This window comes from Novosphingobium profundi (genome assembly GCF_020524485.1).
GTDB lineage: Bacteria > Pseudomonadota > Alphaproteobacteria > Sphingomonadales > Sphingomonadaceae > Novosphingobium > Novosphingobium profundi_A.
This window is the reverse complement of the sequence record NZ_JAIVLF010000001.1, coordinates 255,317-268,274: the sequence shown is the minus strand read 5'-3', so window position 1 is coordinate 268,274 and position 12,958 is coordinate 255,317. Positions and strand designations below refer to the sequence as shown.

Genomic DNA, 12,958 nt, shown 5'->3' with positions numbered 1-12,958 from the left:
TTCTCTGTCAGAACAGGTAGCCGATCCCCCAGAGCGGATCGTCGGAATTGAGGAGAAGGATCTCCTTGCGCGCCATGCGCAGGCCCTCGCCCGTGCGCACCAGGTGGTAAGTGACGTCCGCGCCGATGACGCGGGTGCGCTCGAACTTGTACTCCACCAGCATCTGCGCGCAGCGCACCAGGACGCCGCCGTCGGGCGCCTCCTCGAGCACGAAGCGCGAGGTCGTGCGCACCGTGCGCGCCGAGGGTGCCGACGAGATCGAGAACCCGCTCTTGAGGCGCTTCACACGCATCGCGCGCATCTCGGCATCGTCATAGGCGATGTTGAGTTCGCCGGCGCGGTCCTCGGCCTCGCGCTCGATCGGGATCACGTAGAGCCCTTCGGGCGTGAACAGGGGAAGCCAGGCCTTGTAGTCCTGACGGTCGAGCAGTTCGGCTTCGCGCCAGATGAAGGCGCTCGCCTCTTCCAGCGTGATGGCGGCCAGATCGCTGCGGGTCATTTCGGTCGTGCTCATGCCGACATCATCCTCTTCCATTCCTGATAGGCCGCGCGCATGCCGGTCTCGGCGCTGACGTCGGTGACGTGATCGCCCGCCGCATGGCCGATGATCGGCGCCTGCCCCCGGTTGACCAGTATCCACAGGTCATCGCCCGCCGCCGAGCCGCGCTGGACGCGCTCCCAGCCCTCGGCATCGTCGGGCGATCCAAAGCCCATCGGCCCCTGAAAGTGCTCGTGCAGGCGCAGGCGCATGCGATTGCCCGCCTCGGGGCCGCCATCCATGCCGATGGCGATGTGGCGGATCTCGGTCTCATCGACGCTGACCGGGCGCAGCACGCGGAAGAACGCCATCGAACAGGCGACGTTGGGAAAGAGGTTGAGGTTGAAGCCCCCGCCGCCCACGGCGCGCACGATGCGGCGCACCTCGTGGTCGGAATAGCCCTCGCCGCGCAGTTCCTCGGCCAGATCGGCGAAGCGCTCGGGGATCGGCGCCTCGAGGTTTTCCTCCAGGTCGACCAGTTCAGGCATCATCACCATGACCGAGTGGCCATGGCCCAGGTCCTCGACCCAGCCGCCGCGCCCCAAGACGTCGAAGACGTTGCCGGTCTCGGCATCGAGGCTGTCGAGGAAGGTCTTGTGGACGATCGGGAAATGGTAGGCGTCGGTGGTGTTCTCGAGCTGGATCTTCCAGTTGCCCGGGAAACGGAACTGGTGCTCGCCCAGCGTCTTCACCGGGTAGCCCGCGCCCTGCTTCATGAACAGGTCGATCCACTTCTTCGCGCTGCCGAGGAAATCCTCGAGCGGCTCGATGTCGTCGCGGAAGGTCGCGAAGATCATCCCGTTGTACTGCTCGGTGCGCAGCGAGACGAGCGGGAACTCGTCCTTGTCGAAATCCTCGCCATAGACCGAGGCGTGCGGCACCGAGCGCAGCTTGCCATCGAGATTGTAGCTCCAGCCGTGATAGGGGCACACGAAGACCGAGGTCTTGCCCGCCTTCTTCTCGCACACCGTCGCCGCGCGGTGGCGGCAGCGGTTGAGGAGGACGTGGATCTTCTCCTCCTTGTCGCGCGTCACGATCACCGGCTGCTTGCCCACGAAGGACTTCTTGAAGGTGTTTCTGCCCGGCACCTCGCTCGCGTGCGCGACCCAGACCCAGGTGTTCTTGAAGATGCGCTCCATCTCCTCGTCAAAGATCGCCGGATCCTTGTAGAGCGAGGTGTGGACGCGGTCATCCTGCACGAGGCTGGCGTAGTCCTCGTGCGCTCGCGTCATGTCCGTCGGCATGTCCATGGCGTTCATTCTCCTGTCCTGTGTCCGGGCACCGGGACCGGTGCCGGATCGTCCCACCGGCTCACCGGCCGGCTGAAAAGGTTCTCGGTTTCGAAACGGGCGATGCGCCAGGCCCCGTCCTCCAGGGCAAAGCCGACATTGAGACGCGCGGAGCGCAGGTCGCTGCGCCCATCGGCGTAGGTCGAGGTCTGGAGCATCATCCATTGCCCCTGCGCCTGCTCCGCTCCGTCGGCCACGCGGATCGTCTCGGAGGAAAGGAAGTGCGCGTTCATCGCAAAGTGCGGCGGCGTACCGCCCTCCTCGCCCTGGTACTGCGCCAGCATGGCGACGATCGCCGCGCGGCCGCGATGGCCGCCAAAGGCGCCCGCATAGCGCGCACCGACCCCGGTCCAGACTGCCTCGCGGGTGAACAGCGCGCCCAGTTCCTCCATCGGCGAGGTCGGCGAAAGCGTGTCGCAGATCTCCATGTAGCGGGCCATGACGCCGCGGATCGCGCTTTGCGCCTCCAGCTTTTCCAGCCGGGCGAGCACGGCAGTGTAGTTGTCCTGCGCCATCACAGGGCTCCTTCCAGGGCCAAGGCGATGGCGCACAGACGCGCCTCCGCGCCCTTGGCCGCAACGAGTTGCACGCCAGCCGGAAGGCCCTCACTCGTGAGGGTCGGCAGGGTCAGCGCGGGATGGCCCGAAAGGTTGAAGGGCCGCACCAGTTCAGTGAGGCGCAGCGCCCCTTGCGCATCGCCCGCCTCGTGCACGAGAAGCGGCACGCTGGGCAAGGTGGGCAGGACCAGCGCGTCACAGGTCTCCAGCGCGGTGTCGATTTCACAGGTGATGCGTTGGCGTACCGCTTCGGCCTCGGTCAGGGCCGCCGCATCGACCTTGAGGCCCGCGGCCAGACGCGCGTCGATGTCGGGGCCCAGCTTGCCCGAGCCCACGAGATGCCCGAAAAGCCCGGCCATTTCGGCGGCCATGATGGTGATTCCGGCGCCGTGCGCCTCGGCAAGCGAGAACAGTGCAGCCGCATGAACCTGCGCACCGCTGCGCGCCAGCACGGTATCGAGCGCGGCCTCCACATCGCCATCGGCCGAGGTCGGTACCCGCCCGAGCGTGAAATCGCGCGCGGCCTCGGGCCTCTGGAACCCCGGACAGATCGCCTCCATCGCCGTGATGAGCGTGCGCATATCGCGCGCGAAGGGACCAATGCAGTCAAGCGAACTCGACGCCGGGACAGCCCCCATGCGCGGCACCGCGCCGAAGGTCGGCTTCAGCCCGAAGATTGCGCAGCAGGCCGCGGGCATGCGGATCGAGCCCCCCGTGTCGGTGCCGATGGCAAAGTCCACCAGCCCTGCGGCGACCGCCGCCGCGCTGCCACTGGAGGAGCCGCCGACGATGCGCTCGGGAAAATGCGGATTGCGCGGCGTGCCGGTGTGCGCGTTGGCCCCGGTCACCCCGTAGGCGAGCTCATGCATGTTGGCCTTGCCCACGATCCGGCAGCCCGCCGCAAGCAGCGCCTCGACGACGGCGGCATGGTGGGCTTCGGGCGCAGTCTCATCGAAGGCCGCGCTGCCACAGCCGGTGCGGGTGCCCGCGATGGCAAGGCAGTCCTTCACCGCGACGCGCGGGGCCGCGCGGCCCGGATCACGCGCCAGATCGAGGTGCTGAACGAGGATTGCAGTGTCGGGGGGATTTGCCATAAAGCAAAAGCAACACGAATCACGTGATTAGTCAACTATTTTAGGGCTTGTACAAATGCCGCAGATCCACGAGCTGATCGCAATGGATCACGATCATCGCCTGACCTACGATGCCTGGCCGTTCTACTGGCTGACCCGGGCGCACACGCGCTACCAGACCGCGCTCAGCTCCGCGCTCGAGGACACCGGGCTCGATCCGACGAGCTGGCGCATCGTCATGGTGCTCAAGGAAGAGCGCTGGATGACCGTGAGCGACATCGCCGCGCAGGCCAATTCCAAGCTCTCGGCCATGACCCGCGCGATCCAGCGCATGGAAGGGCAGGGGCTGGTCGAGCTGCGCAGCGGCCAGCGCGACCGCCGCGCGACCGAAGTGGCGCTGAGCCCGGCGGGCGAGGCGCTCGTCGCACCGGCCGTGGACGCCGCACGCCATGTCTTCAACCGCGCCTTTGCCGGGTTCGACGAGGAAAAACTCTCGCTCCTGCGCACACTGCTTGGGGACATGGCCCAGAACCTGCGCTAACCGGCTGGCAGCAAATCTCCGGTATGTTCCCCAGAGGGCCGGTCCAGGCCCTTCCAGATCAAGGACACGTCATGACCGTCGCCCCCACCGAAGCCGCCCGCGTCTTCGTCCTCAACCGCTACAACAAGGTCGGCTTCGACGAATTTCCGGGCATCATGCCCTCCAATCCGGACGAAGCCTACGCGATCCAGGACGCGGCCATCGCGGAGTGGAACAGCCCGGTCGTGGGCTGGAAGGTCGGCCGGATCACGGGCGAACTGGAAAGCCGGTTCGGGGAGAACCGTTTCCTCGGCCCGATCTTCGAGGAGGACGTGTGGCCGCTCGAACGCGGGGAGCCCACCCCTTTCCCGATGATCCGCGGCGGCTTTGCCGCGCTCGAGGCCGAACTGGTGGCGCGCATCTCCGCGCCCGGGGACCGCGATGACTGGACAGCCAAGGACTGCGCCTCTCTCGTCCAGGCCTGGCATGCCGGGATCGAGGTGGCCGGAAGCCCGCTCGCGACCATCAACGACCTGGGCCCTCTCGCCAGCATTGCTGGCTTTGGCAACAACATGGGCCTCATCCTGGGGCCCGAGATCGCGCTCGACGATCCCGACGCGGTGGAGGCCACCACCACCATCTCCGGCACGACCTTCGGGCCGCGCACGGCGGGAATGCTGCCTGGCGGCCCCCTCACCGCAATCGCCTTTGCGCTCAACCGGCTGGCCCGCATGGGCGAAACCGTGCCCGAGGGCTGTCTGATCTCGACCGGCGCGGTCACCGGTGTCCATGTGGTGGAAGAGGGTCAGGAATGCCGGGTGCAGTTCGCGCCCGACATCACGCTCGAGTGCGTCGTCACCCCGCTCTGAGCGGCACCTGGTGGAAGGCCCTGTCGAAGTAGACGAGGCCTTCCACCGCCCCCTCGTCCCCCGCGCCAAGGACGACTTGCTCGACCTCGGCCATGACCACCGCGTGGGTGCCCACCTCGCAGACCTGCACGAGACGGCAGGCCAAACGCACCAGCGCCCCCTCCAGCCCCGGCGCGCCGTTGGCCATGACCTGCCAGTCGCTTGCCGCGAAGCGCTCTGCCTCGCCAAGCCCCGGGGTTGCGAACCGGGAGCACAGGTCCCGGTGCGCAGGCGTCAGCACGTTGACGACCAGCACCCCGTTCGCCTCCACGAGTGCGCGCATCCGCGACGCCTGGTTGACGCAGACAAGCAGCGAAGCGGGCGTATCGGAGACGCTGCACACCGCCGAAACGGTGATCCCGTAACGGCCCGCCGGGCCATCGGTGGTGACGATGTTCACCGCTGCAGCGAGCTGCGCCATGGCGGCACGGAACAGCTGCGGTTCGACGGGAGCGCTCATCGCATGTTGAGCCCGCCGTTGATGTCCCAGGTCGCCCCGTTCGCAAAGTGCGCCTCCGGGTCTGCCAGGTGGACAGCGGTGCGCGCGACATAGCCCGGCGCGCCCAAAGCGCGCACCGGAATGCCCGCGACAATGCCTTCCAGCTTGTCGGGCGGTACCAGCGCGTGGACCGAGGGCAGGTCGAGCGGTCCGGGCGCAATGGCGTTGACCGTCACTCCGAACGGCCCGAGATCCCGTGCGAAGACCTTGGTCAGCGTTATGATCCCGCCCTTGGAAGCGGCATAGTGCGCGCCGGTCGCCGTGCCGCCGTTCTGCCCGGCCAGCGAGGCGATGTTGACGATGCGTCCGGCGCCGACCTCGCGGAAATGACGGCCCAGGACCTGGCAGCCCACGAACGTGCCGCGCAAGTTGACGCCGACCACCGCGTCGAAGTCGTCGGGGTCGATCTCCAGCACCGGCTGCGCGCGGGTGACGACCGCGTTGTTGACGAGAACATCGATGCACCCCCACGCCTCCAGCATGCGCGTCTGCGCCGCGGCGAAGGCTTCGGGGTCGCGCACATCGAGGGCGAGCCCGAAGGCACGCTCCCCTTGCGGGTCAAGCTGGGCGGCAAGATCGGCTGCGCCCTTGCCATCGACGTCGCTCACGCAGACCCGGTAACCGGCGGCGAAGAAGGCGCGCACGAGGTACTCGCCCAGCCCCTTCGCCCCGCCCGTCACGAGAACGGTGCGTTGGCCGTCGGCGCCGCTCATTCCGGGATTACCAGTTCGCGGCCAAGGCGCGCCTCGACGCGCATGTACTTCCACAGCCGGTATTCGCCGACCTCGACCGTGCGGAAGAGGTTGCACGCGGCAATCGCGGTCTCGCGGTCGGGCACGTCGGCCAGGATGTAGAACGTCCAGGGCCAGCCGGTGGGCGAGGTGCCCACCATCGTCTCGTCATCGTCGAGGGTGCCAAGCACGTTGACGCCGGGCAGATCGCGAATGCCCTTTAGCATCTCGGCAACGCCAGCCCAGACCTTGCCGATCTCGCTGGCGGGAAGATCGAAGAAATTCTGCAGGACGGCGGCGCAGAACAGCGTGCGGATGGGCTTTGCGGGGGGCGTATCGGTCATCGTATCAGGTATCCTTCAGCGGTGGGAGCAGGCGCGGCAGACGCGCGGAAAATCAGGGGTAACCGGCCGGCGCATCGAGGCCGAGCGCGACACGCCCCGCGCTCTGCCATGTCCCCTCGGAGAGGAAGGCATGCTGCGCAACAACGGTCGCATCATGGAGGTAGGCGGCGAGCGGATGGTCGCTGTAGATGCCCGCCGTGCCCGACAGGCGCAGCGCCATCTGCGCGACATCGCAGCCCGTGCGCGCGACGTGGCTGGACGCAAGGCGCAGGCGCATCGCCTGCTCGCGGCTGGCCTCTTCTCCGCTGCACAGGGTCGCCCAGGCATCCTCGGTTGCCTCGTAGAAGAACGCGCGCGCCGAACGCAGGCTCGCCTCGGCCTTGGCGATCTCGGACTGCACGTACGCGCGTTCGGCCAGCTTGGGCGCCCCGGTGATCGAGCCGCGCCCCGCCGCCATGGCCGCGATCTCGTCGAGCGCGGCGCGCGCCACCCCGATCCCGACCACGGCCAGCACCTGCGCGGCCAGCGCCATCGCGGGGTAGCGGTAGAGCGGCGTATCGAGATTGGGCGCGCTGCCGCGCACGAACGTCCAGTCTTCGGCCACGAGAGCCTCGTCGACAACGATGTCATGGCTCCCCGTTCCGCGCAGGCCAATGACATCCCAGTTCGGCTCGATCCGGGCCTTGTCGGCGGGCATCACCGCCATGCGCGGCAAGCCCGCCCCGGCCGCGTCCGCGACCTTGATGCCCACGCCGATGAGGTCGGCCCCGGTCGAGCCGCTGCCGAACGGCCAGCGCCCCGAGATCCGCAGGCCATCCGGGGTCCGCTCGGCCGCCTGTGGGGGGAACAGCGCCCCTGCAAAGATCACATCCGGACCCTCGGCATAGATCGTATCGAGCGTCGCAGCGGGCAAGGCGGCCAGATACATGCTCGAGACGCCGAAGCTCGCCACCCAGCCTACCGATCCATCGGCCTGCGACAGCTTCTCGATCACCTTGAGAAAGGCGCCGGGCGAGGCTTCCATGCCGCCATAGCGGCGCGCAACGAGCGCCCGGTAGACCCCCAGCTCGCGCAGGCGTTCAACCACGTCGCGCGGCAACTGGCCGAGCTTTGCAAACTCGGCGCGGCGCGCGCGCAGGTCCGCGAGGAAATCGTCCGGCAGGGCAATCAGGTCGGCCTCGGCCGTGGTGGGATCAAGGCATTTCATCTGGTTCATCTAGCGCTCCCCAAGCTGGAGTTCGCGCCGCCCCGCAGCCCGGAAGGGGTGCGCCCGCGGCGGTGGAGGTATCGTGACCCGCGTAGTTTCAGAAGGACCGACGTCATCCCGGCCTTGCTGGAATGCTACGAGAACATTACTTGAATAGTCAACTATTATTCGCGTTGTCTCACGGCTCGCTCCGGGATAGGGCAAAGTCTGGGCGAGGAGGGAACGGCCCCGGCGCGAATGCGTCCGCCCGCCTCGATCCGCCAGGCACGCGCAGGCCGCTGGCCGCGCCAGAGAGAGTACCAAGCGATGGATGCAGGCGGCGAGACAGACTTCAACATGGAAGAGTGGCCGTTCTACTGGCTCACCCGCTTCTCCGGACGCTATCTCCAGCAGATGGAGCTTGCCCTCAAACCCATCGGCCTCGACGTTGCGCAGTGGCGCGTGCTCATGGCGCTGCGCGACCGCGAACGCCTGAGCGTCAGCGAGATCGCCGACCACGCGATTGCCAAGCTTCCGACCATGACGAAGATCATCAAGCGCATGGAAAGCGACGGCCTGGTGGCCTGCGCGCCGCGTCCCAGCGACCAGCGCGTGACCGAGGTGCGCCTGACGCCCGAGGGCGAAGCCGCCAGCCGCGAGGCCTGGGCCGCCGCGAACCGGATCTACGCGCGCACCTTCGAGGGGGTTTCGGCCAGGGACGTCGCCAGCCTCAACCGTTTGCTGCGCACCATAACCCGCAACATCGTGCTCTAGGCCACACGGGAAGCCGCCCCGAAACCGCGCCGAAAGAGCCCGCCGCGCAAGGGTGCGCGGCGGGCAGGCTCGAGCTTGCGGATCAGAGACGGCCGGCGCGAAGTTCGCCATCGATGTGCTGGGCCTGGCGCATGGCCAGCGCCACGATGGTGAGCGTCGGGTTGCAGCCGCCCGCAGTGGGGAACAGGCTGCCGTCCGAGACGAAGAGATTGGCGACATCGTGGGTGCGTCCATAGGGGGTACACACGCTGGCCTTGGGGTCTTCGCCCATGCGCGCGGTGCCCATGTTGTGGGTGGCGGGGATGTAATCGCCCATCTCCACGATCTCTTCGGCGCCCATCGCCTCGTAGATGCGGCGGCCCGCCTTCCAGGCGTATTCCTTCATCGCGATGGTATTGGGATGGTCCTCGTAGTGGATCACCGGGACCGGCAGGCCGTTGGCGTCACGCGCCTCGGGGTGCAGCGTGATCGCGTTGGAATGCTGGGGCGGGTCCTCGCCCGTGAGCAGCATCCCTGCGAGGTACTCGTACTTGTCGAGCACCCGGGTGAGATCCCGTCCCCAGCCGCCGACCAGCATGTTCTTGGCCAGGACCTCGGGCGTGAAGGGCACCGTGGAGATGAGGAAGCCCCCGGCAAAGCCGCGCTCGGGCCGGTGCGCGCGTTCGTCGCGCACGACGCCTGCCAGGTGGGTCTGGCGGTAGAAATGGACCTTGCCCGGCATCACCCCCATGACCTGGATCGTGAAGTGGCGCATGTAGTTGCGCCCGACGAGGCCACTCGAATTGGCAAGCCCGTCCGGATGGCGCTCGGAGCGGTTGTTGAGAAGGAGCCGGGTGGTCTCCACCACGTTACCCGCGATCGAGACCGCGCGCGCCTTCTGCGTGATGCTCTGCCCTTCATGGAGGTACGTGACCGAAGCAATACGTCCGTCCTCGCCGACCTCGAGTCCTGTCACCATGCACCCGGGGCGCAGCTCGAAATTGCCGGTTTCCTCGGCGGCCGGGATCTCGGTGTAGAGCGTCGACCACTTGGCGCCGAGCGCGCAGCCCGAGGTGCAGAAGCCCAGCTGGCGGCAATGGGGACGGCCATCGCGCGCGACCGAGTTGATCGCCATGTTGTGGGTGTCCATGTCGGTATAGCCGCACTTGCGCGCGCCCGCTTCCAGGACCTTGTAGTTGTTGCCGGGCGGCAGGTGCGGATTGCCGTGTGTGCCGGTCACCCCCATGCGCATCTCGGCCTTGTCGTACCAGGGCGCCATGTCCTCGGGACTGACCGGCCAATCGACCAGCGTGGTGTCGGGCATATCGCCATAGGTGCTGCGCGCGCGCATCTCGTGCGGTTCGAAGCGCGGGCAGGCCCCGGTCCAGTGCATGGTCGTGCCGCCCACCGTCTTGCAGCCCCAGACCGGGAACCTGGGATCGGGCTTGCCGGTCGCCATGCGCGGGTCGAGCCAGGTGAGCTTGTTGAACATCTCGGTCTCGTCGTTGACGATATCGCCAAGCGTCAGGCGGGGCCCGGCCTCCAGGCAGACCACCTTGTGCCCCCGGCTCGCCAGCTCGCGCGAGAGCACGCCGCCGCCCGCGCCCGACCCGATCACCACAAAAACCGAACTGTCATCCAGCGAATAGGTCGTCACTGCATCTCTCCTGCACCCGGCAGCCAGTCGATGTCGTCGAAGCCCCGGTCGAGATAACCGCCGTATTCAACCGAGGAACCCTCGTAGCCGAGCGCGTCCCAGACCCGCGCGTCGCGGTAGACGAGTTCGGCCCCGCGCATGAGGTAGGCGGTAAAGAACGGCTCCTGGTCGACCCGCGCCACCAGCGCGCGCTGGATGACGGCGGGAAGCTGCGCGAAGGGAGCGATGTAGGAAGCATCGAGCAGAGCAAGGCCCCGGCGATGCTCGGCGAGTGCTTCGGGACGCGCGGCCAGTTCCTCCAGATAGCGCCCCGCCATCTCGTCGTAGAAGGCGGGCGCGAAAGCCGCGTGCGGGAACATCTGGCGTAGCAGCGCCGCGCTGGTTTCCCGCTCGCCTGGGCCCTCAGCGTCCAGCTCAGCCGCATGCAGCGGCGCGGCCAGCCCTCCCAGGGCGGGAAGAAGCGCGCCCAGCGCGATCCCCCTCAGGACCTCGCGCCGTGCAAGGCCGGTGTGTGTGTCCGCCCCCACCATCAGAACGCGTACCCGAGCTTGGCGTAGTACTGTCGGCCGCGGTCGAAGCCCTGCATGAAGAAGCCGAAGGAGGGCTGGTAGTCGCCGAAGATACGGAACTTCTTGTCGCCGATATTGTCGATGCCCAGCGTCAGCGAGAGGTGCTCGTCCGCATCGCGCCAGCGCAGGTTCGCGTTGAACAGGCTGTAGCCCGGCTGGTAGAGTTCGGGCGTGTTGATGCCGTTCGCATTGGTGAAGAAGCCCGAGCGGTAGGACCAGTCGACGTGCGGCGTGAGCGTGCCCGAAGTGCCAAGGTCGAAGTCCTTCTCGCCCGACGCGCTGGCCGTCCACTTGGAGACGAACACGAACTTGCTGTCGAGAGTGAGCCCCTGCACGCCCTCGTTCAGTTCCTTGTAGTCGGCATCGGTCAGGCCGAGCGCCGCGTTGAGGCGAATGCCATTGCCCGGCGCGAAGTTGGTCTCCAGTTCAAAGCCCTGGATGCGTGCCTTGCCCGCGTTGGTGAAGAAGGGGCCGACACGGGTCGCATCGGCGACCAGCAGCTGCATGTCGTTGTAGTCGGCATAATAGGCCGAACCGTTGAGGCGCAGCATGTTGTTGAGCGCCATGAGCTTGAAGCCGGCTTCGTAGGAATCGACCGTTTCAGGACGGAAGCTGGGCAGCGATTCCTCGGGCGGGAAGACACGCTGGGTATAGCCGCCGCCCTTGAAGCCCTGCGAATAGGTCGCGTAGAGCATGAGGTCGGGCGTCGCTTCCCAGGACGCATTGACCATCGGCGTCCACTTCTGGACGTTGTTGTCGGCCCACTCATACGGCGCAAGGCGCGTGCCGGGAGGGAGCGTCACGAACGGGGCCAGACCCTCGATCACGTACTGATCGGGCAGGAACGACTTCTTGTCGTCGGTGTAGCGAAGCCCGCCGGTCAGGGTCAGGCCATCGACGACCTCGTAGCCGAGTTGCGCAAAGCCAGCCCAGTTCTCGTAGTCATAATAGCCGCCCGACTGGGCGTGGACGACGAGGAAGTCGATCGGGTTGATGTCGCGCCCGGACTCGGTGAAGTAGTAGAGGCCCGTGACCCAGTTGAGCCGACCGTCCAGCGCGCTCCCCACCAGCTGCAGTTCCTGGCTGAACTGCTTCTGCTTGAAGTCGTCGTAGACGTAGTTGATGTCGAGGTTCGAGCCGTCGCGGTCCTGCGCGAAGGTGCCGTTGATGCGGCGCCAGGCGCTGATCGACTTGATCTCGATCTCGTCGGTGAGGTCATAGGACACGGTCAGCGAGGCCGACCACAGTTCCAGGTCCGAGAACGTCTCTCCAGTCGAGTAGTTGGTGTCGCGGCTGAATAGGCGCGAGTTGTAGCAGGCGGTGTTGTTCGCCTGCGCCGGGGTCAGGCAATAACCGGGATCGGTCATGCCGCTGGCGATGAGGTTGTTGAGCACGGCAAAGCCGTCCACCGCGTTCGGGTCCATGCCAGTCACGACAACCGGGGCGCCATTGCTCTTGTCGCGGGTGTAGTCGGCGGCCAGCGTCACGTCGAGGCGGCTGCCGACAGGTGCGAAGCGCAGCGCGCCGCGCACCATCTTGCTGTCCTTGTTGCCGAACGTAGTGCCCAGTTCAGGCGCATCGACATAGCCGTCCTGGCTGAACAGCCCGCCCGAGATCTTGGCGTAGAGACCTTCGGTCAGGGGGCCCGAAATCATCGCGCGCAGGTTTACGAGGTTATCGGTGCCGTACTTGGCATCGGCCTTCACCCGCAGCGTCTCGTCGGGCTGGATCGTTGTCAGGTTGATCGCGCCGCCAACCGTGTTGCGCCCGAACAGCGTGCCCTGCGGCCCGCGCAGAACCTCGACCGAGGCCACGTCGATGAGGTCGAACACGCCGCCCGCCGTGCGCCCGAGGTAGACCCCGTCGATGTAGATGCCCACTCCCGGCTCGGTGGTCGGCGCGAAGTCGCTCTGGCCGATGCCGCGGATGTAGACCGCCGCGTTCGAGGCAATGCCGCTGTTCGAGGGGACGTTGGCAAAGGTCAGGTTGGGCGTGAAATCCTGGATGCGGTTGATCTGGGTGATCCCCTGCGCCTCAAGCCGCTCGGCACTGAAAGCGGTGATCGAGATCGGCGTGGACTGGAGGTCCTCGGTCTGCTTGCGCGCGGTGACGGTAATCACCTCCAGACCGGCAGTCGCTTGGGCCTGGGCCGGTGTGGCTTCCTGCGCGCAGGCCGGAAGCGCCAGCGAGGCGGCCGCAATGGATAGGAAAGCACTGGTGCCTGCCCGGAATGCGGACAGGCGGCGCGCGCGACGATGTGATCGAGCCATGAATATTTCCCCCTTGAATGCCTTGGAAAAAGAGTCCTGCGAACATCGCCGGTCTTCGCGCCGG

General features: G+C 67.0%; 14 protein-coding genes. 3 read left to right on the top strand and 11 right to left on the bottom strand.

From position 1 onward, the window contains the following. Positions 1-7 precede the first annotated feature (7 nt). From LC060_RS01165 to LC060_RS01150, 4 genes are read right to left on the bottom strand one after another with little or no spacing between them, the layout of a single operon-like run. Positions 8-514, bottom strand: a complete 507-nt coding sequence (locus tag LC060_RS01165) for an aromatic-ring-hydroxylating dioxygenase subunit beta (protein ID WP_226631991.1) — start codon at positions 512-514, stop codon at positions 8-10. Then, entirely contained in the window at positions 511-1,788 is a 1,278-nt protein-coding gene (locus tag LC060_RS01160) for an aromatic ring-hydroxylating oxygenase subunit alpha (protein ID WP_226631990.1), read from the bottom strand. The genes LC060_RS01165 and LC060_RS01160 overlap by 4 nt, the downstream gene beginning before the upstream one ends. Before the next feature lie 5 nt (positions 1,789-1,793). Next, positions 1,794-2,342: a nuclear transport factor 2 family protein gene (locus tag LC060_RS01155; protein WP_226631989.1), complete on the bottom strand. Its 549-nt coding sequence runs from the start codon at positions 2,340-2,342 to the stop codon at positions 1,794-1,796. After that, entirely contained in the window at positions 2,342-3,478 is a 1,137-nt protein-coding gene (locus LC060_RS01150) for an amidase (RefSeq protein WP_226631988.1), read from the bottom strand. Before LC060_RS01150 ends, LC060_RS01155 begins: the two co-directional genes overlap by 1 nt. A gap of 55 nt (positions 3,479-3,533) precedes the next feature. Between LC060_RS01150 and LC060_RS01145 the strand changes: the two genes are divergently transcribed. Beyond that, positions 3,534-3,998, top strand: a complete 465-nt coding sequence (locus LC060_RS01145; RefSeq protein WP_226631987.1) for a MarR family winged helix-turn-helix transcriptional regulator — start codon at positions 3,534-3,536, stop codon at positions 3,996-3,998. Between the two features lie 71 nt (positions 3,999-4,069). Continuing rightward, entirely contained in the window at positions 4,070-4,846 is a 777-nt protein-coding gene (locus LC060_RS01140; RefSeq protein ID WP_226631986.1) for a 2-keto-4-pentenoate hydratase, read from the top strand. Here the strand turns inward: LC060_RS01140 and LC060_RS01135 are convergent. The 4 genes from LC060_RS01135 to LC060_RS01120 are packed head-to-tail and all read right to left on the bottom strand — an operon-like array spanning position 4,833 to position 7,675. Continuing rightward, positions 4,833-5,345 (bottom strand): flavin reductase family protein, encoded by a 513-nt coding sequence (locus tag LC060_RS01135; protein WP_226631985.1) that lies wholly within the window; start codon positions 5,343-5,345, stop codon positions 4,833-4,835. The two genes, LC060_RS01140 and LC060_RS01135, sit on opposite strands and share 14 nt — an antisense overlap. Beyond that, the gene (locus tag LC060_RS01130; RefSeq protein ID WP_226631984.1) at positions 5,342-6,097 is read right to left on the bottom strand and encodes an SDR family NAD(P)-dependent oxidoreductase; all 756 of its coding nucleotides are present in this window, start codon (positions 6,095-6,097) and stop codon (positions 5,342-5,344) included. The genes LC060_RS01135 and LC060_RS01130 overlap by 4 nt, the downstream gene beginning before the upstream one ends. Beyond that, the gene (locus LC060_RS01125; RefSeq protein ID WP_226631983.1) at positions 6,094-6,459 is read right to left on the bottom strand and encodes a hypothetical protein; all 366 of its coding nucleotides are present in this window, start codon (positions 6,457-6,459) and stop codon (positions 6,094-6,096) included. Before LC060_RS01125 ends, LC060_RS01130 begins: the two co-directional genes overlap by 4 nt. A gap of 52 nt (positions 6,460-6,511) precedes the next feature. Beyond that, positions 6,512-7,675: an acyl-CoA dehydrogenase family protein gene (locus LC060_RS01120; protein ID WP_226631982.1), complete on the bottom strand. Its 1,164-nt coding sequence runs from the start codon at positions 7,673-7,675 to the stop codon at positions 6,512-6,514. Positions 7,676-7,903: 228 nt separating this feature from the next. Between LC060_RS01120 and LC060_RS01115 the strand changes: the two genes are divergently transcribed. Beyond that, the gene (locus LC060_RS01115) at positions 7,904-8,419 is read left to right on the top strand and encodes a MarR family winged helix-turn-helix transcriptional regulator (protein ID WP_226631981.1); all 516 of its coding nucleotides are present in this window, start codon (positions 7,904-7,906) and stop codon (positions 8,417-8,419) included. A gap of 82 nt (positions 8,420-8,501) precedes the next feature. On the opposite strand, the gene LC060_RS01110 is transcribed toward LC060_RS01115, so the two are convergent. Genes LC060_RS01110 through LC060_RS01100 form a run of 3 tightly spaced genes read right to left on the bottom strand, consistent with a single transcriptional unit; the run spans position 8,502 to position 12,894 of the window. Then, positions 8,502-10,055 (bottom strand): GMC family oxidoreductase, encoded by a 1,554-nt coding sequence (locus LC060_RS01110; protein ID WP_226631980.1) that lies wholly within the window; start codon positions 10,053-10,055, stop codon positions 8,502-8,504. Beyond that, positions 10,052-10,585, bottom strand: a complete 534-nt coding sequence (locus tag LC060_RS01105; protein WP_226631979.1) for a hypothetical protein — start codon at positions 10,583-10,585, stop codon at positions 10,052-10,054. The genes LC060_RS01110 and LC060_RS01105 overlap by 4 nt, the downstream gene beginning before the upstream one ends. Beyond that, positions 10,585-12,894 carry a TonB-dependent receptor gene (locus LC060_RS01100; protein ID WP_226631978.1) on the bottom strand — a complete coding sequence of 770 codons (2,310 nt, stop codon included), beginning with the start codon at positions 12,892-12,894 and terminating at the stop codon, positions 10,585-10,587. The genes LC060_RS01105 and LC060_RS01100 overlap by 1 nt, the downstream gene beginning before the upstream one ends. Positions 12,895-12,958: the final 64 nt, after the last annotated feature.

What these genes read in the sequence shown, in the direction of transcription:
- LC060_RS01165 (WP_226631991.1), bottom strand. Translation starts at nt 514, where the DNA reads ATGAGCACGACCGAAATGACCCGCAGCGATCTGGCCGCCATCACGCTG.
- LC060_RS01160 (WP_226631990.1), bottom strand. Translation starts at nt 1,788, where the DNA reads ATGGACATGCCGACGGACATGACGCGAGCGCACGAGGACTACGCCAGC.
- LC060_RS01155 (WP_226631989.1), bottom strand. Translation starts at nt 2,342, where the DNA reads ATGGCGCAGGACAACTACACTGCCGTGCTCGCCCGGCTGGAAAAGCTG.
- LC060_RS01150 (WP_226631988.1), bottom strand. Translation starts at nt 3,478, where the DNA reads ATGGCAAATCCCCCCGACACTGCAATCCTCGTTCAGCACCTCGATCTG.
- LC060_RS01145 (WP_226631987.1), top strand. Translation starts at nt 3,534, where the DNA reads ATGCCGCAGATCCACGAGCTGATCGCAATGGATCACGATCATCGCCTG.
- LC060_RS01140 (WP_226631986.1), top strand. Translation starts at nt 4,070, where the DNA reads ATGACCGTCGCCCCCACCGAAGCCGCCCGCGTCTTCGTCCTCAACCGC.
- LC060_RS01135 (WP_226631985.1), bottom strand. Translation starts at nt 5,345, where the DNA reads ATGAGCGCTCCCGTCGAACCGCAGCTGTTCCGTGCCGCCATGGCGCAG.
- LC060_RS01130 (WP_226631984.1), bottom strand. Translation starts at nt 6,097, where the DNA reads ATGAGCGGCGCCGACGGCCAACGCACCGTTCTCGTGACGGGCGGGGCG.
- LC060_RS01125 (WP_226631983.1), bottom strand. Translation starts at nt 6,459, where the DNA reads ATGACCGATACGCCCCCCGCAAAGCCCATCCGCACGCTGTTCTGCGCC.
- LC060_RS01120 (WP_226631982.1), bottom strand. Translation starts at nt 7,675, where the DNA reads ATGAACCAGATGAAATGCCTTGATCCCACCACGGCCGAGGCCGACCTG.
- LC060_RS01115 (WP_226631981.1), top strand. Translation starts at nt 7,904, where the DNA reads ATGCGTCCGCCCGCCTCGATCCGCCAGGCACGCGCAGGCCGCTGGCCG.
- LC060_RS01105 (WP_226631979.1), bottom strand. Translation starts at nt 10,585, where the DNA reads ATGGTGGGGGCGGACACACACACCGGCCTTGCACGGCGCGAGGTCCTG.
- LC060_RS01100 (WP_226631978.1), bottom strand. Translation starts at nt 12,894, where the DNA reads ATGGCTCGATCACATCGTCGCGCGCGCCGCCTGTCCGCATTCCGGGCA.